18 protein-coding genes are annotated in these 22,749 nt (G+C 69.9%); 6 read left to right on the top strand and 12 right to left on the bottom strand.

Going from position 1 to position 22,749, the window contains the following annotated elements:
• Positions 1–7 precede the first annotated feature (7 nt).
• Entirely contained in the window at positions 8–2,302 is a 2,295-nt protein-coding gene (locus tag I004_RS0110480; RefSeq protein ID WP_486579891.1) for a type IV secretory system conjugative DNA transfer family protein, read from the bottom strand.
• Between the two features lie 289 nt (positions 2,303–2,591).
• On the opposite strand from I004_RS0110480, the gene gabT reads away from it, so the two are divergent.
• Entirely contained in the window at positions 2,592–3,950 is a 1,359-nt protein-coding gene (gene gabT, locus I004_RS0110475) for a 4-aminobutyrate--2-oxoglutarate transaminase (RefSeq protein ID WP_028435449.1), read from the top strand.
• A gap of 323 nt (positions 3,951–4,273) precedes the next feature.
• On the top strand, positions 4,274–4,867 hold the full coding sequence (locus I004_RS33275; protein ID WP_486579888.1) for a phosphatase PAP2 family protein: 594 nt from the start codon (positions 4,274–4,276) through the stop codon (positions 4,865–4,867).
• Between the two features lie 173 nt (positions 4,868–5,040).
• Here I004_RS33275 and I004_RS0110465 read toward each other — a convergent pair whose 3' ends face one another.
• From I004_RS0110465 to I004_RS33270, 8 genes are all read right to left on the bottom strand, one after another.
• Complete coding sequence (locus I004_RS0110465) at positions 5,041–5,748, bottom strand: C39 family peptidase (RefSeq protein ID WP_028435448.1); 708 nt, start codon at positions 5,746–5,748, stop codon at positions 5,041–5,043.
• A gap of 196 nt (positions 5,749–5,944) precedes the next feature.
• Positions 5,945–7,402 carry an FAD-dependent oxidoreductase gene (locus I004_RS0110460; protein ID WP_028435447.1) on the bottom strand — a complete coding sequence of 486 codons (1,458 nt, stop codon included), beginning with the start codon at positions 7,400–7,402 and terminating at the stop codon, positions 5,945–5,947.
• Positions 7,399–8,289 (bottom strand): ABC transporter permease, encoded by an 891-nt coding sequence (locus I004_RS0110455; RefSeq protein WP_078510984.1) that lies wholly within the window; start codon positions 8,287–8,289, stop codon positions 7,399–7,401. Before I004_RS0110455 ends, I004_RS0110460 begins: the two co-directional genes overlap by 4 nt.
• On the bottom strand, positions 8,289–9,257 hold the full coding sequence (locus tag I004_RS0110450) for an ABC transporter permease (RefSeq protein ID WP_028435445.1): 969 nt from the start codon (positions 9,255–9,257) through the stop codon (positions 8,289–8,291). The genes I004_RS0110455 and I004_RS0110450 overlap by 1 nt, the downstream gene beginning before the upstream one ends.
• Positions 9,254–10,390: an ABC transporter ATP-binding protein gene (locus tag I004_RS0110445; RefSeq protein ID WP_028435444.1), complete on the bottom strand. Its 1,137-nt coding sequence runs from the start codon at positions 10,388–10,390 to the stop codon at positions 9,254–9,256. Before I004_RS0110445 ends, I004_RS0110450 begins: the two co-directional genes overlap by 4 nt.
• Before the next feature lie 12 nt (positions 10,391–10,402).
• On the bottom strand, positions 10,403–11,656 hold the full coding sequence (locus tag I004_RS0110440) for a polyamine ABC transporter substrate-binding protein (RefSeq protein WP_037975651.1): 1,254 nt from the start codon (positions 11,654–11,656) through the stop codon (positions 10,403–10,405).
• Between the two features lie 67 nt (positions 11,657–11,723).
• Positions 11,724–13,238, bottom strand: coding sequence for a gamma-aminobutyraldehyde dehydrogenase (locus I004_RS0110435; protein ID WP_028435442.1), 1,515 nt, complete (start codon positions 13,236–13,238; stop codon positions 11,724–11,726).
• 102 nt (positions 13,239–13,340) lie between these two features.
• Positions 13,341–14,045, bottom strand: a complete 705-nt coding sequence (locus I004_RS33270) for a DUF4190 domain-containing protein (RefSeq protein ID WP_078510983.1) — start codon at positions 14,043–14,045, stop codon at positions 13,341–13,343.
• A gap of 196 nt (positions 14,046–14,241) precedes the next feature.
• On the opposite strand from I004_RS33270, the gene I004_RS0110425 reads away from it, so the two are divergent.
• A complete protein-coding gene (locus I004_RS0110425; RefSeq protein ID WP_028435441.1) occupies positions 14,242–15,270 on the top strand; it encodes an adenosine deaminase in 1,029 nt (342 codons plus the stop codon).
• Between the two features lie 100 nt (positions 15,271–15,370).
• Here the strand turns inward: I004_RS0110425 and I004_RS0110420 are convergent, their stop codons facing one another.
• Together I004_RS0110420 and I004_RS0110415 are read right to left on the bottom strand one after the other, a co-directional pair.
• A complete protein-coding gene (locus I004_RS0110420) occupies positions 15,371–15,733 on the bottom strand; it encodes a zinc ribbon domain-containing protein (protein ID WP_028435440.1) in 363 nt (120 codons plus the stop codon).
• Between the two features lie 183 nt (positions 15,734–15,916).
• Positions 15,917–17,350, bottom strand: coding sequence for a gamma-aminobutyraldehyde dehydrogenase (locus I004_RS0110415; RefSeq protein ID WP_028435439.1), 1,434 nt, complete (start codon positions 17,348–17,350; stop codon positions 15,917–15,919).
• Positions 17,351–17,521: 171 nt separating this feature from the next.
• On the opposite strand from I004_RS0110415, the gene I004_RS0110410 reads away from it, so the two are divergent.
• Complete coding sequence (locus tag I004_RS0110410; RefSeq protein ID WP_028435438.1) at positions 17,522–18,010, top strand: Lrp/AsnC family transcriptional regulator; 489 nt, start codon at positions 17,522–17,524, stop codon at positions 18,008–18,010.
• Complete coding sequence (locus I004_RS0110405) at positions 17,995–19,374, top strand: aspartate aminotransferase family protein (protein WP_078510980.1); 1,380 nt, start codon at positions 17,995–17,997, stop codon at positions 19,372–19,374. The genes I004_RS0110410 and I004_RS0110405 overlap by 16 nt, the downstream gene beginning before the upstream one ends.
• Positions 19,375–19,417: 43 nt before the next feature.
• Here I004_RS0110405 and I004_RS0110400 read toward each other — a convergent pair whose 3' ends face one another.
• On the bottom strand, positions 19,418–20,968 hold the full coding sequence (locus I004_RS0110400) for a PucR family transcriptional regulator (RefSeq protein WP_028435436.1): 1,551 nt from the start codon (positions 20,966–20,968) through the stop codon (positions 19,418–19,420).
• 248 nt (positions 20,969–21,216) lie between these two features.
• On the opposite strand from I004_RS0110400, the gene I004_RS0110395 reads away from it, so the two are divergent.
• Positions 21,217–22,749, top strand: coding sequence for a sodium:solute symporter family protein (locus I004_RS0110395; protein WP_028435435.1), 1,533 nt, complete (start codon positions 21,217–21,219; stop codon positions 22,747–22,749).

Raw genomic sequence — 22,749 nt, 5'->3', positions numbered from 1 at the left:
CCCGAACTCATTCCCCCAGCTCCGCGAGGATCGGCGGCGTCCGCTCCCCACGGACTGTGGTCAGCGACAGCACAGCGTGACCGGGCGGCAGATCGTTGGCGAGATCCGAGGCGGACCAGCGTTCGCGCTGCACCTTGCGGACGGTCACGGACTCGGCCGTGACATGCCTGCCCGTGGCGAGCCTGCGCACCGCGTGCATCACCTTGGTCAGCGGCTCGTCGGAGACGAGCTGGCGGTTGGTCACGTCGCGGGTCTCGACCCACTCGGTGCCCCACACCTCGGCGAAGTGCTCGGCGTCCCAAGGGGTCACGCCCGCGCAGACCATCCGGCAGCCCACCGCGCCCAGTAGCGGGCCGCGCAGCTGCGCCGGGACCTCGTCCAGCGCGCGCAGCGTCAGCAGGACGCCGCCGTGCGCGGAACGCACGCGCTGGAGACCGCGCAGCGACTGCGGGGTGACGGTCTGAGCCGCGTCGTCGAGGACGAGCCCCGCGAAGAGGGACTGATCCTCGCGCGCGCTCGCGCACTCGGTGAACTGGGCGAGGACGAGCCGCGCGAGGATGCGCGACGCCTCCGCGTGGCCGCGCTCGGGAAGGTCGATGCGCACGCGCAACGGCTTCTCCAGGGCGCGCAGCGAGAACGGCCTCGGGGACGCTCCGCCGCCTTCGTCACCGGCCGGACCGTCCGCGCCCTCGGGCACGAAGAAGCCGGAGAAGGCGGGCCGATCCAGCAGCGCGATGCGGTCCGCGAGAAGCGCCGGCGCGTCGCCGGGGCGGCCCGACTGCCGCCCGTAGGCGTCGAGTTCGCGCAGCTGCGCGGGCAGATCCGCGTCGTCGAGGGCGGTGCGCAGCGCGTCGACGGCGGAGGTCGAGCCGTCCAGCAGTTCGCGCAGCTCCGGTACGGCGGGGAAGCGGCCGTGGGCAGCGCGGAAGGGCCCGATGAGCTGGGCCAGTGCCGTCGCTGCCCGGCGGCTGTCGCCGCCGGGAAGGGAATCGGTCAGGTCCCCGACGAGAGCCTCCGCGAGCATGCCCGCGGCCTCGTCCGGATCGTCCGTGCCGCCGTACAGGTCGAGGTCGTGCGAGGAGCCGGGTTGGCCGACCCGGACGACGACATCGAAGGACTCGTCGGGCGCCAGCCGGTCCCCGTTCGCCGTCACGGCGACGACGGCGGCCTGGCCCGCGAGCGCCTGCAGGCAGAGCGATTCCGCGACGGGACGGGCGAGGCGCGTCGTCTTCCCCGACCCGGGGGGCCCGACGGCGAGCGCCGAGGTGCCGAGCAGCGAGGGCTCCAGGGCCATTCCGGCGCCCCGGTAGTGGAGCGGGTTGCGCTCGTTGTCGGCGGCGGTGCCGATGCGGACCTGACCCACGCTCAGGTCGTGCCGGGCCGCGCGCCCGTGCGGCAGGTCCCGGCGGCCCGAGGGATGCGCGCAGGCCGCCGCACCCTTCGCCTCGACGGTCTCGACGAACGCGGAGAGCCGTCCGGGCCGCGCCCGTACGGACTCCCAGGCGCGGCGGATGCGGGCATGGTCGACGTCGTTCATGCGGCCGTCGCGCACCTCGGCCGCGAGGAGGTCGGCGGCACGGGCGGCGCCCTGTCCCCGCAGCTCCGGCCACTCGACGGGGTCCGCCTGCGGAGGCGGTGCCGGGACGGACGATGCGGGATCCGTGGCGCCGCGGCGCTCGCTGCCCGTTCGCCGTGCGCTGCCGCCGGAGAGGCGTGCCCACGCCCGGCGGGCGAGCTCCGGCCAGTGGCCCAGCCGTCCGAAGACGACGGCGAGGGCGGCGATGACGAGGCCGTAGTAGATGTACGTCAGCCAGACGAAGATCATCTGCTCGCCCCCGGCGGACCGCCAGGACTCCGGCGTCAGGGCGAGCATCGGCCAGAGCCAGTAGTCGCCCAGGTAGCCGTTGTAGAGCAGCGACCAGACCAGCCAGGCGATGAGGAAGGAGACCAGGGCGCCGCCCAGCAGCTGCCGAGTCGGAGTGCGGTCCCGGTCCTGGGCCGGCAGGGGCCGGTAGCCGTACCGCCAGATGCCCGGCCCGGCCTCGGGGCGCGGGACGCGCAGCCAGTCGGCGAGCCGGGTTCCGGAGCCGGGTGCATGCGCCGGCTTCGGCGGTGCGGCGGGCTGCGGCTCCTGCCCGTGCGGCCGGGGCCGGCTCTTCGGCCGTGGGGTCGCCTGTTCCGTGGGCGGTGGGCCGGATGCCTGCCGGTCCTGCCCGCTCCCCTGGTGGGGCAGCCCCGTGCCGGGGTCGGTCTGCGAACCGTGTGCGCTGTCCGCACCCTGCCCCTGGTGCGGAGAGTCCATGTCCATGTACTGCCTCTACCCTTGCCCGGCCGGTCGTCCCCGCCTCGTCACGGCGCCCTCGTCCCTGCTCCCGGTCCCAATCTAGCCGCCGGAAGAGGGAGTTGACCCACGCAGGTCGGCCCACCGGGGTCCGGCGCGGTGAACGCGGTCCGGCACGGCGCCGCTGTGCCTATAGCCGTGACGGCCAACACGACACGGGGACTTCTCCGCACCGGTGCATGTCCCGCCCTCCGCGAGGCCTCTAGCCTTCGAAGGACGTGCAGACCCCTTCGTCCTGAGAGAGAGCACTATGAGCGCGAAGACGGAAATGTCCGGTGGCCCTGCCCTCCCGCAGGAGCGCCGTGTCGTCACGTCCGTCCCGGGCCCGAAGTCCCAGGAGCTGATGGCTCGCAAGCAGGCCGCGGTCGCCGACGGCATCGGCACCGTGATGCCTGTCTTCGCCAAGCGCGCGGGCGGCGGCGTCCTCGAGGACGTCGACGGCAACTCCTTCATCGACTTCGGTTCCGGCATCGCCGTGACCGGTGTCGGCAACAGCGCCGAGGCGGTGGTGCGACGCGCCTCCGCGCAGCTCGCCCAGTTCACGCACACCTGCGTGATGGTGACCCCGTACGAGCCCTACGTGGAGGTCTGCGAGGAGCTGGCGCGGCTCACGCCCGGCGACCACGCCAAGAAGAGCGCGCTGTTCAACTCGGGCGCCGAGGCAGTGGAGAACGCCGTCAAGGTCGCGCGCTCGTACACCAAGCGTCAGGCCGTCGTCGTCTTCGACCACGGTTACCACGGCCGCACGAACCTGACGATGGCTCTGACCTCGAAGAACATGCCGTACAAGCACAGCTTCGGGCCGTTCGCGCCCGAGGTGTACAGGGTGCCCGTCGCCTACCCGTTCCGCTGGCTCACCGGCCCGGACAACTGCGCCGAGGAGGCCGCGGCCCAGGCGATCGACCAGATCAACAAGCAGGTCGGCGCCGAGAACGTCGCCGCGATCCTGATCGAGCCGCTGCTCGGCGAGGGCGGCTTCATCGAGCCGGCGAAGGGCTTCCTGCCGCGTCTCGCGCAGTTCGCGAAGGAGAACGGCATCGTCTTCGTCGCGGACGAGATCCAGTCCGGCTTCTGCCGTACGGGCCAGTGGTTCGCCTGCGAGGACGAGGGCATCGTCCCGGACCTGATCACCACCGCGAAGGGCATCGCCGGCGGCATGCCGCTGGCCGCCGTCACCGGCCGCGCCGAGATCATGGACGCGCCTCACGTAGGCGGCCTGGGCGGCACCTACGGCGGCAACCCCGTGGCCTGCGCCGCGGCGCTCGGATCCATCGAGACGATGCGCGAGATGGACCTGCCGGCCAGGGCCAAGCGCATCGAGGAGATCATGAAGCCGCGGCTGCGGAAGCTGGCCGAGCAGTACGACGTCATCGGCGACGTCCGCGGGCGCGGCGCCATGCTCGCCATCGAGCTGGTCAAGCCCGGCGGCAAGGAGCCGGACCCGCAGGTCACGGCGGCTCTCGCCAAGGCGTGCCACGAGAACGGGCTGCTGGTGCTGACCACCGGCACGTACGGCAACGTGATGCGTTTCCTGCCCCCGATGGTGATCGGTGAGGATCTGCTCGACGAGGGCCTGGACGTGCTGGAAGGCGCCCTGGCCGACCTGTGAACAGACCCCGGAATCCGTACGGCGTGAAGAATCTGTGCGAGGCCGATGGCCGGTCCGTAATCCGGCTGTCCGGCCCCGCTGACCTGCCGTACGGTTCCGGTATTCGGGTACTTCGGAACTCCACTCCGGACTCCCGGCCCGAGCCTGGCTCTCCCCAAGACAGGTTCGGTCGTGCCCTGGCGCACGCTCCTCACCGATCGGGGGACCGTCGGCTCCACACCCCCCGGGGCTTGCGGAATGCCGGTCGCTACGGCCGCTCCGGAACTTTCCCCCCTGTTCCGGGGCGGTCGGTCTTTCACCTCACTCTCTGCGCGCTGTGTTGCGTGCTCTTCGCCCTGGTCACCTGGCAGGTCGCCGTCGGCGGTCCGCTCGTCGGAGCCGACATGTGGCTGGGCAACGCGCTCCAGCGCACCTCACCTCCCGACGCCGTGGCCGAGGCCTGCGCTGATCTGGGCAACCTCGTGGTGGCCGTTCCGGTGCTGGTCGCTGCGATGACGTACGCCCTGGTCACGGGCGGTGCGCGCCGCTGGCTGCCGCCGCTGTGCCTGGCGCTGGCACTGGCCTTCACCGCGCTCGCCGTCACCGTCGTGAAGCTGTGGCTGGGCAGGCCGGGACCGCCCGGCGGCACCAACTACTACCCGTCGGGGCACACCGCCACGGCAGCCGTCGCCTTCGGCGGTGCGGCCCTGCTCTTCTCGCTGACGGTCCGGCGGCCTCCGTACTGGCCGCTGCCCGCCACGGCCGCGCTGCTCACCCTGGCGTGCAGTGCGGGCCTGGTATGGCGTGGCTACCACTGGCCGCTGGACGTGGTGGCCAGCTGGTGCCTGAGCTGGGTGGTGCTCACGTCGGCGGCGGCGCTCACGCTGCGCGGTCTCCGGCGGCCACCCGGCAAAAGTGGTGCCCCACAAAGGAGTTGAGGGCCGGCAGCGGGGTTGAGGGTCCGTCGCGACGCACCGAGCGGTGGCGGGTCCTCAGCGCCGCGGTGCGCGCGGAGCCGTACGCCGGACCGCAGAACCGCGGCCGCAGGGGGGGAGAAGCGGCCGCGCGGGAGGGACGGCCCGGCGTACGGGGTCTTCGTGGCGTCCCCGCGTCAGGCCGCGTAGCCCTTGGGCGGGATCAGGGACGCGAGCTGGTCGAAGGAGAGCCAGTAGATCTGGTTGCCCGAGAAGGAGGCCGGGTCGGCTATGAGCACACTGCTGTTGGCGTCGTCATAGCCGATGACCGTGAAGTAGTGGTAGATCGTCTGGTCCGACGGGTATCCGGGTGGCTGGTTGCCGGGCGGCGCGACGATGTTGGTGACGAGCGGGAGGTTGCTGTCGATGCCTCCGGTGATGTCCTGCCACAGCAGGTCCTTCTGCTGCTGTGAGGGAGGATCGTCGGGCATGTACGTCGACTCGTAGTCGCTGCTGCCGAGGTTGGCGTTGAGAACGCCGGTGACCTGGCTGATGTCGTCGGTGCCGTTCTCGGTGGTCCCCAGCTGCGCCGCCAGATCAGTCTGACTCGGCGGCGCGATGCGCGCGGAGAGCGCGATGCGGGTCGCGGCGGGGCCGCACCAGTAGCCGGTCTCCTGGACCTGGTACTCGACCTCGAGGGTCTTGGACGCCTTGGTCTCGCTCGCCTGCGTGTGCAGCAGCGAGCCGTCGCGGCTGACCTCGACGGGTGCCGCGGACGCTCCCGGCTCGGCAGCGACACGTGAGACGGCGGCCCCGTGGGACTCGTCGGCGATCGCCAGTCCGGGGGCCGCCAGCAGTCCCGTGACCATCAGCGCCACGGTCACTGCCATGGATCTGAGACGCATTCAACTTCTCCTCCGTGGGGGGTGGTTGAGGGGAGCATGCCACCACGGAGGTGTACGGGGCAGAGGTCTACGCATGTTTCACCGGCGCCACCAGTGAAGACGCGTGCCTGCCCCGTTCTTGAGCGGTCTGCCGTCGGTTCTCGGCAGCCGATTGTCAGGTCAGTTGTGTCAGCTTTCAGGTCTCAGCTTTCGGCTGTCAGCTGTCGAAGCCCATCCCCGCCGCGTCCATGGCCTTCAGCCACAGGTTGCGGCGGCCTCCCCGCGCGTCCGCGCGCGAGAGCGACCACTGCGTCAGCGCGATCCCGGCCCAGCGCACCGGCTCCGGCGGGAACGGCAGCGGCTTCTTGCGCACCAGCGTCAGCTCCGTGCGCTCCGTCGAGTCACCGCTGAGCAGGTCGAGCATCACCTCTGCCCCGAAGCGCGTCGCCCCCACACCCAGTCCCGTGTAGCCGGCGGCGTACGCGACGCGCCCGCCGTGCGCCGTGCCGAAGAAGGGCGAGAAGCGGGAGCAGGTGTCGATGACACCGCCCCATGCGTGGGTGAAGCGCAGACCCCTCAACTGCGGGAAGGTGTCGAAGAAGTGGCCTGCGAGCGTGCGGAAGGTCTCGGGGCGCTGGTCGAACTCGGCGGCGATCCTGCTGCCGTAGTGGTACAGGACGTCGTAACCGCCCCACAGGATGCGGTTGCCGGCGGTCAGCCGGAAGTAGTGGAAGTGGTTGGCGCTGTCCGCGAGCCCCTGCCGGCCCTCCCAGCCGACGGCGGCCCGCTGCCGCTCGTCCAGCGGCTCGGTCATCAGCGCGTAGTCGTAGACGGGAACGATGTAGGGGCGCAGCCTCCGCAGCAGCGAGGGAAAGGCGTTCGTGGCGAGGGCGACCTGCTGGGTGCGGACGCGCCCGTAGGGAGTGCCCATGGTCACCCCGTCGTCGTCGGCGGTCAGTCCGCGCACCGGTGTGTACTCGTAGATGCGGACGCCCACCTCCACACAGGCCCGCTTGAGTCCCCAGGCGAGCTTCGCAGGGTTGAGCATGGCCACGCTCTGGCGGAACCAGAGGCCGGCGAGGAAGGAGGGCGAGTCGACCTGCTCGCGTACCGCCGGGCGGTCGAGGAAGGTCACGCGGTCGGCGAACCCGTGCCGCCGTGCCTGAGCCGCGGCTTCCCGGAGCTCGGCCACCTGGTGCGGCTGGGTCGCCACCTCGATCTCACCGGTGCGTTCGAAGTCGCAGTCGATGCCGTGGCGCCGAACGGCTCCCTCGATGGCGTCCAGGTTGGCGAGCCCGAGGCGCTCCAGCTTCTCGATCTCCTCGGGCCAGCGGGCGAGACCGTTGGCGAAGCCATGGGTGAGGGAGGAGTCGCAGAAGCCTCCGTTGCGTCCGGACGCGGCCCACCCGGTCTCCTTGCCCTCCAGCAGGACCACGTCACGGGACGGGTCGCGCTCCTTCGCGATGAGCGCCGTCCACAGGCCGCTGTATCCGCCGCCGACGACTGCCAGATCGCACTGCGTCTCCCCGGCCAGGGAGGGCAGCGCAGCGGGACGGCGCTCCGGGTCGTCCAGCCAGAAGGGCACGGGCCGCGCACCCGCGAGCGCCCGGGCAGCTTCGGCCTCCCCCTCGCCGGCCGCGTCGCCGAAGCGGGATCTGTCCGCCGGTGCGCTCACGCCTGCCTCCTGCGCCGGCCGGCGGCGATCTGGCCGCCGAGGACTATCGCGACAGCGATCAGGAACATGGCCGTGCCGATGACGTTCACCTGCACGGGCACGCCGCGCTGCGCCGCTCCCCATACGAACATCGGGAAAGTGACCGTCGAGGGACCGGCGTTGAACTGGGTGATGATGAAGTCGTCGAAGGAGAGCGCGAAGCTGAGCATCGCGCCCGCCGCGATGCCCGGCGCCGCCAGCGGCAGCGTGACCCGCAGGAACGTCTGCACCGGCCCCGCGTACAGATCGCGCGCCGCCTCCTCCAGGCGTGGGTCCATGCTCATCACGCGCGCCTTCACGGCGACCACCACGAAGCTCAGGCAGAACATGATGTGGGCGATGAGGATCGTGACGAAGCCGAAGGCGACCCGGGTGTTGAGGAAGAGCGTGCCGAGCGAGGCGCCCATGACGACCTCGGGCATCGCCATCGGCAGGAAGATCAGCGCGTTGCCGGTGCCCTTGCCGCGGAAGCGGTAGCGGGCGAGGGCGAATGCGGCGAACGTGCCGAACGCGGTGGCCACCAGCGTGGACACCACGGCGATCTGGAGACTCAGCCCCAGGGATCCGCACATGTCGGCGACGCCGCACGGGTCGGTCCACGCGTCCGTGGAGAAGGTGCGCCACTCGTAATTGAAGCGTCCCGCCGGCTTGTTGAAGGAGAAGAGCATCACCACCACGTTCGGCAGCAGCAGATACAGCAGTGACGCCGCGCCGGCGAGGACGACGGCGTGGCGGCGCAGCCAGCGCAGCGGCGCGAGCGCCGGGGAACCACCGGCGGGAGCCGGTGAACCGCCCGCTGAACCTCCCTTGGTCCGGGAGGAGTTGTCGAAGTGCGTTCCGGTGGCCATCACACCAGTTCCTCCGTTCCGGCCTTGCGCATGTAGACACTCACCACGATCAGGATGATCGCCATGAGGATGAACGACATGGCGGCTGCTGCCGGGTAGTCGAGGACGTTGAGGAACTGCTTCTGGATGGCGTTGCCGACCATCTGCGTGTTCGGCGAGCCCAGCAGCTGGGCGTTGATGTAGTCGCCCGAGGCGGGGATGAAGGTCAGCAGCGTTCCGGCCACAACTCCGGGGAGGGAGAGCGGGAAGGTGACCTTGCGGAAGACCGTCGCCGGCTTCGCGTACAGATCCCGTGCCGCCTCGTGCAGCGAGAGATCGATCCGCTCCAGGGAGCTGTAGAGCGGCAGGATCATGAACGGCAGGAAGTTGTACGTCAGTCCGCACACCACGGCGAGCGGCGTCGCGAGGAGCCTGTCGTCCGCGGTCAGGCCCAACTGGCTGGTGACGTCCAGGATGTGCACGGACTTCAGCACGCTCACGACCGGGCCGGCGTCCGAGAGGATCGTCTTCCAGGCGAGTGTGCGGATGAGGAAGCTGGTGAAGAAGGGCGCGATGACCATCACCAGCAGCAGCCCGCGCCACCGTCCCGCGCGGAACGCGATCATGTACGCGAGCGGGTAGCCGATGAGCAGGCACAGCAGGGTCGCCGTGGCGGCGTAGAGGAACGAGCGCAGGAAGTGCGGCGCGTAAGTCGCCAGCGCATCGGTGTAGTTGGTGAAGTCCCAGGTGACGCGGAAGCCTTCCTCCAGGCTGCCGCTCTGCACGGACGTCGATGCCTGGTAGAAGAACGGCGCGACGAAGAAGACGGCGAGCCACAGCCCTGCCGGAAGCAGCAGCCAGTACGGCGTGAGGCGGCGCCGGGGGCGGGCGGATGTGCCCGCGGCGTCGGACGGCCCGGAGGAATTCACCGGCCCGGCGGGCCCGGGCGGCGGCGAGGCGCCCGCGGACGCCGGAAGGGTCGTCGTCACAGCGCCTCCTCCACCGTGCCGGCGTCGGCGTCCTGTGCGGCGTCCAGCGCGAAGGTGTGTGCGGGACGCCAGCTCAGTACCACTTCGGTGCCGGGCGTCAGACGCGTGTCCCTCTCCACGTTCTGTTCGTAGACGCTGAATTCGGGACACACGGGGCTGTCGATGACGTACTGGAGGGAGACGCCGAGGTAGCCGGCGTCGCGTATGCGCCCGGTGAGCCGGTTGTCCGCGCCGCCTTCCCCCGCGCCCGCGTCCTCGGCGTGTGTGAGCGAGATCTTCTCGGGACGCACGCCCACCAGCACCTTGCTGCCCGCCTGCGGGTTGTCGACGGCGCACCGGTCCACGGGCAGCCGCATCACGGTGTCGGAGGCGGCTGCCTTCAGCACCAGGTCCTCGCCCTTCGCCTCGGTGATCTCAGCCTCGATGAGGTTGGAGGTGCCGAGGAAGTTGGCGACGAAGGTGGAGCGGGGCCGCTCGTAGAGCTCGTCGGGCGGGCCGAGTTGCTCCACGCGTCCCCCGTTCATGACGGCCACGGTGTCGGCCATCGTCATGGCCTCCTCCTGGTCGTGCGTGACGTGGACGAAGGTGATGCCGACCTCCGTCTGGATGCGCTTGAGCTCCAGCTGCATCTGCCGGCGCAGCTTGAGGTCGAGCGCGCCGAGCGGCTCGTCCAGCAGCAGCACCTGCGGCCGGTTGATCAACGCACGGGCGAGAGCGACGCGTTGCTGCTGCCCGCCGGACAGCTGACGCGGCTTGCGCTTGGCCAGCTGGCCCAGCTCGACGAGTTCCAGCATCTCCTCGACCTGCTTGCGCACGGACTTGATGCCGCGGCGGCGCAGTCCGAACGCGACGTTCTCCGCCACGTCGAGGTGCGGGAAGAGGGCGTAGTTCTGGAAGACGGTGTTCACGGGGCGCTTGTGCGGCGGCAGCCCGGTGATGTCCTCCTCGCCGAGCCGGACACTGCCGCCCGTCGGCTCCTCGAGCCCGGCGATCATGCGCAGGGTCGTGGTCTTGCCGCAGCCGGAAGCGCCGAGCAGCGCGAAGAAGGAGCCTTCAGGGATGGTCAGGTCCAGGGGATGTACGGCGGTGAAGTCGCCGAAGACCTTGCTGATTCCGGTGAGCGTGATCGTCATGGCCGATGCCCCCTAGGCGCCGATGAGTTTGGCGAACTTGTTCTCGTAGCGGGCCTGTTCCTTGTCGGACATCGGCCGGAAGGCCTTTCCGCGCTCTGCGGTCTTGGCATCGGGGAAGATCAGCGGGTCCTCTGCGAGGTCCTTGTCGATCTTCTCCATCTCGGCCTTGGCTCCGGAGACCGGGCAGATGTAATTGACCCAGGCGGTCAGTTCCGCGGCCACCTTGGGGTCGTAGTAGTAGTTGATCAACTCCTCGGCGTTCGCCCGGTGCCGTGCCTTGGCGGGTACGAGCAGGTCGTCCGTAGCGAAGCGGTAGCCGCTCTCCGGGATGGCGAACTCGATGTCCGGGTTGTCGAGCTTCAGCTGCACGATGTCGCCCGCCCATGCCAGACATGCGGCGATGTCGCCCGAACTCAGCTCGTCGATGTAGTCGTTGCCGCTGAAGCGTCGCAACTGCTTACGGTCCACGGCCTTCTGTATCCGGGCGATGGCCCTGTCGAAGTCGTCGCCGTCGAACTTCTCCGGATCGATCCCGAGGTCCAGCATCGTCATTCCGACGGTGTCGGTCATCTCGGTGAGCATGGACACCTTGCCCTTGAGCGACTCGTCCTCCAGCAGCTGGCTGACGCTGGTGACCTTCTTCCCACCCGTGGCCTTCTTGTTGTACGCGACGACGCAGGCGATGCCCGCCCACGGGTAGCTGTACTGCCGTCCCGGGTCCTGCGCGGCCGTACGGAAGCGGTCCTCCACATTGGCCACCGCGTTGGGCATACGAGCGGGATCCAGACGCTGCGCCCAGCCCTGGCGGATCAGGCGCCCGGCCATCCAGTCGGTGAGGCAGACCAGGTCGCGGCCTGTGTCCTGACCGGCGGCGAGCTGCGGCTTGATCTTGCCGTAGAACTCGCTGTTGTCGTTGATGTCCTCGACGTACTTCACCTTGATGCCGGTCTCGCGCATGAAGCGGTCCAACGTCGGGCGCTTCTTCTTGTTCTTGTCGTCGACGTCTATGTAGAGCGGCCAGTTGGCGAAGTTGAGGACGCCCTCCTTCTTGGAGTAGTCGGGGGTGTCCTCGGGGTCGTTGCCGCCGCGGCTGCCCTCGGCGGGCGGTATGCCGCAGGCGGCGAGCGCCGCACCGCCCATGGCCAGGGAGCCGAGGCGCAGCAGCCGGCGGCGGCTCATGGCCGCGCGTCCGCTGGTCAGGCTCCGTTCCCAGGCCTTGCGCACGGGGTCGGGCAAGCCTTCGTACAGCTGCGGGTCCAGGTCCATCGGTGGCTGCCTTCCGGTTGATGGAGGGGAAGGGAGTTCGGGTGCTGTGAGCAGGTGGTCCGGCGGTTCAGCGGTCACCGAAGACCGTGCGGTGCCAGTCCTTGCGGGGCTGTGCGGTGGTGTCCTGCATGACGTGCTTGACCTGTGTGTACTCCTCGAAGGAGTACGCGGACATGTCCTTGCCGTAGCCGGAGGCCTTGTAGCCGCCGTGCGGCATCTCGCTGATGATCGGGATGTGGTCGTTGATCCAGACGCAGCCCGCCCGGATCTGGCGTGCCGCGCTGCCCGTACGGAAGACGTCGCGGCTCCAGGCGGAGGCGGCCAGCCCGTACGGAGTGTCGTTGGCCAGGGCGATGCCCTGGTCGTCGGCGTCGAAGGGCAGGACGGTGAGTACCGGCCCGAAGACCTCCTGCTGGACGATCTCGCTGTCCTGCGGAGCGTCCGTGATCAGGGTCGGCAGATAGTAGGCACCCTTCGCCAGCTCGCCTCCCGGTGCCTCACCGCCGGTGACGACGGTCGCGTAGCCGCGGGCCCGCTCCACGAACCCGGCGACGCGGTCACGGTGCGCGGAGGAGACCAGGGGACCGAGGTCGGTGCCGGGCGCGAAGGGGTCACCCACCCGCACCTCCCGCATGAGGTCGGCGACGCCGCTGACGAACTCCTCGTAGAGCGGCCGCTGTACGTACGCACGCGTCGCGGCGGTGCAGTCCTGACCGGAGTTGATCAGGGCGCCGGCCACCGCGCCGTGCACGGCGGCCGTCAGGTCGGCGTCGTCGAAGACGACGAACGGCGCCTTGCCGCCCAGCTCCAGGTGGAGCCGCTTGACGCTGCCGGTCGCGATCTCGGCGACGCGCTTGCCGACGGCGGTCGACCCGGTGAAGGAGGTCATGGCGACGGACGGGTGTCCCACCAGCGTCTCCCCCGCGTCGGGACCGGCGCCGGAGACGATATTGACCACGCCGTCCGGGATGCCGGCCTCGCAGGCGGCCTCGGCGAACATCAGCGAGGTGAGCGGGGTCAGTTCGGAGGGCTTGAGGACGATCGTGTTGCCCGCGGCCACGGCCGGGAGGACCTTCCAGGCGGCCATCTGCAGCGGGTAGTTCCAGGGCGCGACGGAGCCGATGACGCCGAGCGGTTCGCGGCGCACGTACGAGGTGTGGTCGCCGCTGTACTCGGCGGCCGCGACGCCCGGCAGCTGCCTGGCGGCTCCCGCGAAGAACGCGACGTTGTCGAAGGAGCCCGGCACGTCGAACTCCTCGGAGAGCTTCAGCGGCTTGCCGCACTGGAGCGACTCCGCGTACACGAACTCCTCGGTGCGCTCCCGCAGTACGGCGGCCCAGCGGTGCATCGCGTCCGAGCGCTCGCCCGGCGTCGCGCCCGCCCACTCCGGCAGCGCGCGTCCCGCCGCCTCCACGGCAGCGTCGACGTCGTCGGGACCTGCCAGTTCGTAGCCGAGGACGCTCTCGCCCGTGGCCGGGTCGAGGACGGTGTGCGTCCGCCCCGAGGTGCCGGATCCGAGCCGTCCTCCGGTGAACTGCGCGCCCGCTGCGAACCGTGAGGACACATCGAAGCGCTGGACCATCGAGCTCTCCTGCCATGGCGGGGCGTCAGCTGCTGTTGGACGCCGATCCTGGCAGGACGATCCCGATTCAACAAGGGATTCCGTCGTTACCTTTTGATTGCGCTACGGAATCTGCATTCCATGCGTGCTTGAGGCATCACGATCCGCAGCCGCGGGCAGCACCAACGCCGCCGTACTCCCCCGCGCGTCGAGCGAGGAACCGCTCCCGCCGGTGCTCGGGTCGGAGTCCTCCAGTTCCTCGCCGTAGAAGACCACCACCACGAGCAGGAACCCCACGCAGATCACGGACAGGACCGTCCCCACGATCCCCATCACGAATCCCGCCACCGCCTGGCCGCGCCCGCCCAGCTCACCCCGGTCCACGGCCCGCTTCGCGGAGAGCCCGAGCCCGAGGGCGACCGGGCTGAGAATGATCCCGAGGAAACTCCCCCAGCAGGTGGAGACGGCGACGAGGCCGATGATGCCGACCACCATCGCCGCGACCGACTTCCCGTTGGACGGCGGAGGGCCGTGCCAGCCGAAGCCCGCGGGGCCGGGCCCCGCTCCGTATCCGTAGGGCTGCGGCCCGGGGGACGGATAGCCGTACGCGGCGCCGCCCTTGCCGTAGTGCTGGTGACCGTGCTGCCCGTACGGCGACGGTGAACCGTACGGCGAAGCCCCGTAACCGGCGCTCGCGCCCCCTCCGGGAGCTCCCGCCGGCGCCCCGGGCGCCGGCGGGACCGGGGGCGGCGCCCCACCGGAGCCCGATGTGATCGTCGGCTGCTCGGCCACCGAACGGCGCCTGCGGTCCTCTTCGTTCTGGTCCATGCTCCCCCTGCCCGGTGCGACCCCGTCCTGAGGGGGCGCCCACGGATTGTGCGGTTCCTCGCCGGGCCTCCCCGGTTGCCCGGTGTGGTCTTCCATGTCCCCTCCCGGGGTTCCTCGTCCGGCGGCCATGCTATTCGTCCGCCGGAACTCCCCGCATACGATGATCCGGTTCGCTTTTCCCCACTGGAGGCCTCAGTTGTCCGACCTCAACGCATTCATCGCCGGGCTGCCCAAGGCCGAGCTGCATGTGCACCACGTCGGTTCGGCCTCACCACGGATCGTCGCCGAACTGGCCGCCCGGCACCCCGACTCCAGCGTCCCGCACGACCCCGAGGCGTTGAGGGACTTCTTCACCTTCACCGACTTCGCCCACTTCATCGAGGTCTATCTGTCGGTCGTCGACCTGCTGAGGGACGCCGAGGACGTACGGCTGCTCACCTTCGAGATCGCCCGCGACCTGGCACGCCAGCAGGTGCGCTACGCCGAGCTGACCGTCACCCCGTTCAGCTCCACCAGCCGTGGCATAGCCGCCGAGGCCTTCCTGGACGCCATCGAGGACGCCCGCGTCGCGGCGGAGAAGGAACTGGGCGTCGTGCTGCGCTGGACCTTCGACATCCCCGGGGAAGCGGGACTGCCCGCGGCCGAGGAGACCACGCGCATCGCCACGGAGATGGGTCCCGACGGCCTGATCTCCTTCGGGCTCGGCGGGCCGGAAATCGGCGTTCCCCGCCCGCAGTTCACGCCGCACTTCGACCGGGCGATCGCCGCGGGGCTGCACAGCGTGCCGCACGCGGGCGAGACGACGGGACCGGAGACCGTCTGGGACGCCCTCACCTCGCTGCGGGCCGAGCGCATCGGACACGGCACGAGCTCCGTGCGGGACCTGCGGCTTCTGGAACACCTCGCGGAACACCGGATCCCGCTGGAGGTCTGCCCCACCTCCAACATCGCGACCCGCGCGGTCGAGGACCTCGACGACCACCCGGTACGGGAGATGGTCGAGGCCGGCGTCCTCGTGACGATCAACAGCGATGATCCGCCGATGTTCAGCACGGACCTCAACACCGAGTACGCCATCGCGGCCCGGCTGCTGAGCCTCGACGCGGCGGGCATCGCGGACCTGGCGAAGAACGCGGTGACGGCCTCCTTCATGGACGCACCCGGCAAGACCCGGCTGAACGACGAGATCGACGCCTATCTCACCGACTGGGGCCGGCAGCAGTGACGCCGCACCCCGGCACCGGGCACAAAACGCCGGAGGGGCAGGCGGCCTGTGGCTCCCTGCCCCTCCGGCGCACGAGCGGTGCGCCCCGTACCGTCCGGCGTCAGGACTGGTACGGGTTCTGCGGCGGCTGCTGACCCTGCGGCTGCTGACCGGCGAACGGATTGCCCTGCGGCGGGAGGTACGGCTGCCCCTGTTGCGGAGCGCCGTACCCGGGCTGCGGGCCGCCACCGCCCTGCGCCAGCAGCTGCTCCGCGTTCTCCTTGGTCACTTCGCTCGCGCCACCGCAGAAGGTGCACTGCAGATAGTGCTTCGCCGGTGCTATCGGGAACAGCGGGATGAAGAACAGCGAGAACTTCATGACCCGCTTGCGCAGCGAATGGGCCGACGGATTGCCGCAGTAGCCGCACAGCAGATTCAGCATGGCCAGCTGATGCATCTTGGTCGACGTACCGAAGATGAGCACGCGATCCCCGTTTCCGAGTGTGGTCAGGTGTCCGACGTAGACAACCATCCGTCGCATACCGGCCGTCAAGCAATCCGTGTAACGAGCAGGCCCCAACCGGGCAGGGCCCCGGGGCGCATTCGCACCAGCACGGGGCCCTGAGAGGCCGGCGGCCGGTTCTCACCGGGCCCGACGCTCAGCGGATCACAGCGCCGTCATGACGTGCTTGACGCGGGTGTAGTCCTCCAGGCCGTAGGCCGAAAGGTCCTTGCCGTAGCCGGACTTCTTGAACCCGCCGTGCGGCATCTCCGCGACGAGCGGGATGTGGGTGTTGATCCACACACAGCCGAAGTCGAGCGAACGGGACAGGCGCATCGCACGGCCGTGGTCCTTCGTCCACACCGAGGAAGCCAGCGCGTACTCGACGTCGTTGGCCCAGCCCACGGCCTGGTCCTCGTCGGTGAACTTCTGGATCGTGATGACCGGACCGAAGACCTCGTTCTGGATGATCTCGTCGTCCTGACGCAGCCCCGAGACGACCGTCGGAGCGAAGAACCAGCCCTTGTCGCCGACCCGTTCGCCGCCCGACTCGACCTTGGCGTGCGCGGGTAGCCGGTCGATGAAGCCGCTCACCTTCTCCAGGTGGGTGGGGTTGTTGAGCGGGCCGTAGAAGCAGTCCGGGTCGCTGAGGTCGCCGGTCTTCACCTCACCCGCCGCCTTGGCCAGCGCGGTGACGAACTGCTCGTACACGCCCTCCTGTACGAGCACGCGGGTGGCGGCGGTGCAGTCCTGACCGGCGTTGAAGAAGCCGCCGTCCCGGATGCCCTCGACCGCGGCCTGTACGTCGGCGTCGTCGAAGACGACACACGGCGCCTTGCCGCCCAGCTCCAGGTGCACGCGCTTGACGTCCTTGGCCGCGCTGCCCGCGACCTCGATGCCCGCACGCACGGACCCGGTGATGGAGGCCATCGCGGGCGTCTTGTGCTCGACCATGAGGCGTCCGGTGTCGCGGTCGCCGCAGATGACGTTGAAGACGCCCTTGGGCAGGATCTCGCCCATCACTTCGGCCATGAAGACCGCCGAGGCGGGCGTGGTGTCGGACGGCTTGAGCACGACCGTGTTGCCCGCCGCCAGAGCGGGGGCGAACTTCCAGACGGCCATCATCGCCGGGTAGTTCCAGGGCGCGACCTGCGCGCAGACACCGACGGGCTCGCGCCGCACATAGGAGGTCAGCCCCTCCATGTACTCGCCCGCGGACTTGCCCTCCAGCATCCGGGCGGCACCCGCGAAGAACCGGATCTGGTCGAGCATCATGGGCAGTTCTTCCTGCCGTGTCAGCTCGAGCGGCTTGCCGCAGTTCTCGCACTCGACGGCAAGGAACTCGTCCGCCCGGGCCTCGAGGGCGTCCGCGATCTTCAGGATCGCCTTCTGCCTCGTGGCCGGAGTGGCATCGCGCCAGGCCGGGAAGGCCTTCTCGGCTGCGGCCATCGCGGCATCGACATCGGCGGCGGCGGAAAGCGGCGCGGTGGCGTATGCCTCGCCCGTGGCCGGATCGACCACGTCCGTGGTCCGGCCGTCAGCGGCGTCCCGGAACTCCCCGTCGATGTAGTTGCGCAGCCGACGCAGCTCGGTGGTCACTTCGCACCCCTCCTGCTCCGTTGTCCATTGGGTGAGACCGCCACCCTAACCAGCAGCGCAACGCTTTCGATACACCACCACACCAGCAACGACGGATTCTGTTCCCACAGCCACATATTGCTTCGAATTACATTGCTTGTGGGTTGCGATTCGGAGGAGGTCTCATGCACAGTGTCGTGCGTGGCCCGAGACGCGAAGAAGACAAACGGCATCCGTTCGCTTGACGATGTGTCGCTGGCGATCATCGAACAGCTTCAAGAGGACGGCCGGCGCCCGTACGCCGCCATCGGTAAGGCCGTCGGGCTGTCGGAAGCCGCCGTGCGCCAGCGGGTCCAGAAGCTCCAGGACCAGGGTGTCATGCAGATCGTCGCCGTCACCGATCCCCTGACCGTCGGCTTCCTGCGGCAGGCGATGGTGGGCATCAACGTCGAGGGCGATCTTCATTCCGTCGCGGACGCCCTCGCGGAGATCGACGAGGTCGACTACGTGGTCATCACGGCCGGTTCGTTCGACCTGCTCGCCGAAATCGTCTGCCAGGACGACGAACACCTTCTCGAAATGATCACCAAGCGGATCCGCTCGCTTCCCGGCGTGCGCTCCACCGAGAGTTTCGTCTACCTCAAGCTGCGAAAGCAGACCTACACGTGGGGAACCCGATAACCGTGAGCAAGGATCTCTCCAAGACCGCCCACGACCATCTGTGGATGCACTTCACCCGCATGTCGTCGTACGACAGGGCGCCCGTACCCACGATCGTCCGGGGCGAGGGCACCCACATCTACGACACCAACGGCAAGCGCTACCTCGACGGCCTCGCCGGGCTCTTCGTCGTACAGGCGGGGCACGGCCGCACCGAGCTCGCCGAGGCCGCCAACAAGCAGGCGCAGGACCTCGGTTTCTTCCCGATCTGGTCCTACGCCCACCCCAAGGCGATCGAGCTCGCGGAGCGGCTCGCGCACCACGCGCCAGGCGACCTGAACAAGGTCTTCTTCACCACGGGAGGCGGAGAGGCCGTCGAGACCGCGTGGAAGCTGGCCAAGCAGTTCCACAAGCTCAACGGGAACCCCGGCAAGTACAAGGTCATCTCCCGCAACGTCGCCTACCACGGCACGCCGCACGGCGCCCTGTCGATCACCGGACTCCCCGGCCTCAAGGCGCCGTACGAACCGCTCGTGCCGGGCGCGTACAAGGTGCCGAACACGAACATCTACCGGGCGCCCGTACACGGCGACGACCCCGAGGCGTTCGGCCGCTGGGCCGCAGACCAGATCGAGCAGCAGATCCTCTTCGAGGGCCCGGAGACCGTGGCGGCCGTCTTCCTCGAACCCGTCCAGAACGCCGGCGGCTGCTTCCCGCCGCCTCCCGGCTACTTCCGGCGCGTCCGCGAGATCTGCGACGAGTACGACGTGCTGCTCGTCTCCGACGAGGTGATCTGCGCCTTCGGACGCCTGGGCACCCTGTTCGGCTGCGACAAGTTCGGCTACGTGCCGGACATCATCACCTGTGCGAAGGGCATGACCTCCGGGTACTCGCCCATCGGTGCGGCGATCATCTCCGACCGCCTGGCCGAGCCGTTCTGGAAGGGCGACAACACCTTCCTCCACGGCTACACCTTCGGCGGCCACCCGGTCTCCGCGGCGGTGGCGCTGGCCAACCTCGACATCTTCGAGCGCGAGGGACTCAACCAGCATGTGCTCGACAACGAGGAGGCCTTCCTCGGCACGCTGCGCAAGCTGCTCGATCTGCCGATCGTCGGTGACGTGCGCGGCAACGGGTACTTCTACGGGATCGAACTCGTCAAGGACAAGGCCACCAAGGAGACGTTCACCGAGGAGGAGTCGGAGCGGATCCTCTACGGCTTCCTCTCCAAGGCCCTCTTCGACGCCGGGCTCTACTGCCGCGCCGACGACCGGGGCGACCCGGTGGTCCAGCTCGCTCCGCCGCTCATCGCCGACCAGAGCATCTTCGACGAGGCCGAAACGATCCTCCGCTCCGTCCTGACGGAGGCGTGGAAGAAGCTCTGAACCGTACGTGCTGACCCGCCCGGTGCCCCCAACACCCGGCGGGTCAGCACCACTTGAGCGCGAACCACAGCTCCATGCGAACGTCCGGACCGGCCAGGTCCTGGCCGAGCAGCGCGCCGACGCGGGCGATGCGCTGCCGGACGGTGTTGCGGTGTATCTCCAGCGCCACCGCCGTACGGTCCCAACTGCCGTTCAGCGACAGCCACATGCGCAGCGTCTCCACGAGATCGGGGCGCCCGTCGAGCGGCGCGAGCCGTGCCTTCGCCAGCGCCCTGCCCTCCTCGGGCGACACCAGCGAGGCCACGTCCGCGAGTTCGCCCCCGCCGTCGGGTACTTCGCGCACCAGCGGGCGCCTTTCCGCCAGTGCCCGCCGCAGCGCGCGCCGGGCCTCCCTCTCGCCGCGGTCGAGGCCGTCGGCGGGCACGGGGCGGCTCACGCCGAGCGTCCAGCCCTGCTGGGGGTCCACGGATACGGGCCCGTCAGCGTCCGAGCCGCCGCCCACCGGCACGAGGGCACGCAGTTCACCTCCGTCGAGGTCGATGAGCGTGGTGCCCAGTCCGGCCGCGAGTGCCGTCGTGGTGAACGGATCCTCCTCACGCCAGGCCCCCGTCGGGCCGTCGCCACGGGCCGCGCCCGCACCGTGTCCGCGACGGCGGCGGCCGTGCACCACGGTCCAGCGCTGAGCACCCCCGCCCAGCAGCGGTGCCGCCTCCTCGGCGGAAGCGCCCAGCATCAGCCGTACGAGCGCGGCGGAACGCTGCTCGCCCGCCGCCGCCGCGCGCCGCTCCGTGAGCAGCGTGAGCAGGACGACGGCCACCGTCGCGATCGCGCCGTCGATGCCGTCCCTGTGGGGTGCGCACAGGCCGAGGGCGAGAGGCTTGCGCCGGCCCCCGCCGCCCAATCCGTAGACGCTCAGGTGGAGTTCACCGGCCGTGCCCGCCGCCGATGACGGTCCTTGGCGCAACAGCCCGGTGAGCGAGGCGAGTTCGGCACGCGCATCGTCCGGCGGCGCCGTTCCCGCCGATGCGAGCTCGCCTCCGTCCGGCGACAGCAGCACCGCCCAGGCGTCGAGGCGCTGAGCCAGCTGCCCGAGCACCGCCGGTACGGGATGCGGCCCGGCCGCCGCCGCGGCGAGCGTCTGCTGCGACTCGCTCAGCCTCCGCAGCGCCTGGTGCCGGCGCTGTGTGATCGCCTGCCAGACCGACCGTGCGACCGCGGTGAAGGGGGTGTCCCGCGGCACCTCGACCAGCGGGAGGCCGAGCCGGTCGCACGCGTCCTTGAGCTCCGCGGGCACCTCGTCGTGCACAGGGGCGATGCCGAATCCGAGCGCCGCCGCACCGGCCTCGACGGACCGCTGCGCGTAGCGCTCCCAGTGCGCGCCCTGGTCCGGGCCCGGCTCGCAGTGCACGCCCGCGCTCAGCAGCAGCTCCCCGCCGAGCAGATACGGCAGCGGGTCCGCCATCTCGCTGGTGTGCACCGAGTACACGGAGGTCTCCCGGCCGTCCGGGCCCGCGACCTGCCGCAGACCGAGCTCCGCATCGTCCGTCAGCGCGGACAGCGGCACGGGAACGGTGGGCGGCACCAGTTCCTGCACGGCCACCACCTCTCGTACGCGGTCATGGGGCCCGGACGGTCAAGAACCGCGGACGGCCATGGACGATTCCTACAGCCGAAGCCGCTTCGATGGAGGAAACGTACACTTCCTGGCTCCCTTGACGACACCTAGGCTCCCGGTCGAACGTTTCGCACAACCCCGTCCCCACCCCGGTCCCCCGCTTCATCTCTCCGCTCTCCCCCTCCCCCCTCGACTCCCCCTCCCCCGCTCGGCCAGAGGAGCACCCCATGGCTGTCGACTACGCAGTGATCATCATCTATCTCGTGGGCATGCTCGCTGTCGGCTGGTGGGGCATGCGCCGCGCCAAGTCCAAGAGCGACTTCCTCGTCGCGGGCCGGCGACTCGGCCCGACCATGTACTCCGGCACGATGGCCGCCATCGTGCTCGGCGGCGCCTCGACCATCGGCGGAGTCGGCCTGGGATACCAGTACGGACTCTCGGGCGCCTGGCTGGTGTTCGCGATCGGCTTCGGGTTGCTGGCCCTGAGCATCTTCTTCTCCGCCCGCATCTCCCGGCTGAAGGTCTACACCGTCAGCCAGATGCTCGACCTGCGCTACGGAGGCTCGTCCTCGGTGATCTCGGGGGCGGTGATGTGGGCGTACACGCTGATGCTCGCCGTCACCTCGACGATCGCCTACGCGACCATCTTCGACGTCATCTTCGGCCTCGACCGGACGCTGGCGATCATGCTGGGCGGCGGCATCGTCATCGCGTACTCGACGCTCGGTGGCATGTGGTCGATCACGCTGACGGACATGGCGCAGTTCGTCGTCAAGTCGGTCGGTGTGCTGCTGCTCCTTCTGCCCATCGCCGTCTGGAAGGCGGGCGGCATCGACGGCATGCAGAAGCAGCTGCCCGACGACTACTTCTCCCCCATGAACATCGGCGTCCAGACGGTGTTCACGTACGTGCTCATCTACTCGTTCGGAATGCTGATCGGGCAGGACATCTGGCAGCGGGTCTTCACGGCGCGCAGCGACACCGTCGCCCGCAGCGGCGGTTCGGTCGCCGGTGTCTACTGCCTCGTCTACGCGATCGCGGGTGCCGTCATCGGCACCGCCACCAAGGCGCTCTACCCGAAGCTGGACAGCCCCGACGCGGCCTTCGCGACCATCGTCGGCGACGCGCTTCCGATAGGTGTGAAGGGCCTGGTGCTGGCAGCCGCGCTCTCGGCCGTCATGTCGACCTCTTCGGGTGCGCTCATAGCCTGCGCGACCGTCGCCAACAACGACATCTGGAATCGGCTGCGCCGCGTCACGCCCAAGCCGGGCGCCGCCGGTGCCCCTGCCGACGCTTCCGCCTCCGGCAGCCCCGCGGAGGACGAGGCCCAGGAGGCGCCTCACGACGAGGTCCGCGGCAACCGCGTGTTCATCCTGATCATGGGCCTGGCCGTCGTGGTGATATCCATCGCGCTCAACGACGTCGTCGAGGCCCTGACCGTGGCGTACAACCTGCTGGTCGGCGGGCTCCTGGTCCCGATCCTGGGCGGCCTGGTCTGGAAGCGCGGCACGGCGAACGGGGCCCTGGCGGCCGTGGCCGTGGGCGGCGCGACCGTCATCGCGATGATGGCCTGGAAGGGGGTACTTGCCCCCGAGGCCATCTACTACGGGCTTCTGGCCTCCCTGGTCACCCACGTCGGGGTGAGCCTGGCCGGCAAGCCGACCGACCCCGCGGTGCTCGCCGAGTGGCGTGCACGGCTGGCGGGCCAGGCGCTGCGGGACGGCGAGAAGCCCGGCGCCGACGCCCCCGCCGGGGTCTGA

This window comes from Streptomyces sp. TAA486 (assembly GCF_000426165.1).
Note: the sequence above shows the minus strand (reverse complement) of the source record. Positions and strands in the feature narration are given on the sequence as shown.

Excerpts from the sequence above, each read along its gene's own strand:
- gabT (WP_028435449.1), top strand. The coding sequence starts at position 2,592 with ATGAGCGCGAAGACGGAAATGTCCGGTGGCCCTGCCCTCCCGCAGGAG.
- I004_RS0110395 (WP_028435435.1), top strand. The coding sequence starts at position 21,217 with ATGGCTGTCGACTACGCAGTGATCATCATCTATCTCGTGGGCATGCTC.
- I004_RS0110440 (WP_037975651.1), bottom strand. The coding sequence starts at position 11,656 with ATGGACCTGGACCCGCAGCTGTACGAAGGCTTGCCCGACCCCGTGCGC.
- I004_RS33270 (WP_078510983.1), bottom strand. The coding sequence starts at position 14,045 with ATGGACCAGAACGAAGAGGACCGCAGGCGCCGTTCGGTGGCCGAGCAG.
- I004_RS0110465 (WP_028435448.1), bottom strand. The coding sequence starts at position 5,748 with ATGCGTCTCAGATCCATGGCAGTGACCGTGGCGCTGATGGTCACGGGA.
- I004_RS0110480 (WP_486579891.1), bottom strand. The coding sequence starts at position 2,302 with ATGGACTCTCCGCACCAGGGGCAGGGTGCGGACAGCGCACACGGTTCG.
- I004_RS0110455 (WP_078510984.1), bottom strand. The coding sequence starts at position 8,289 with ATGGCCACCGGAACGCACTTCGACAACTCCTCCCGGACCAAGGGAGGT.
- I004_RS0110445 (WP_028435444.1), bottom strand. The coding sequence starts at position 10,390 with ATGACGATCACGCTCACCGGAATCAGCAAGGTCTTCGGCGACTTCACC.
- I004_RS0110435 (WP_028435442.1), bottom strand. The coding sequence starts at position 13,238 with ATGGTCCAGCGCTTCGATGTGTCCTCACGGTTCGCAGCGGGCGCGCAG.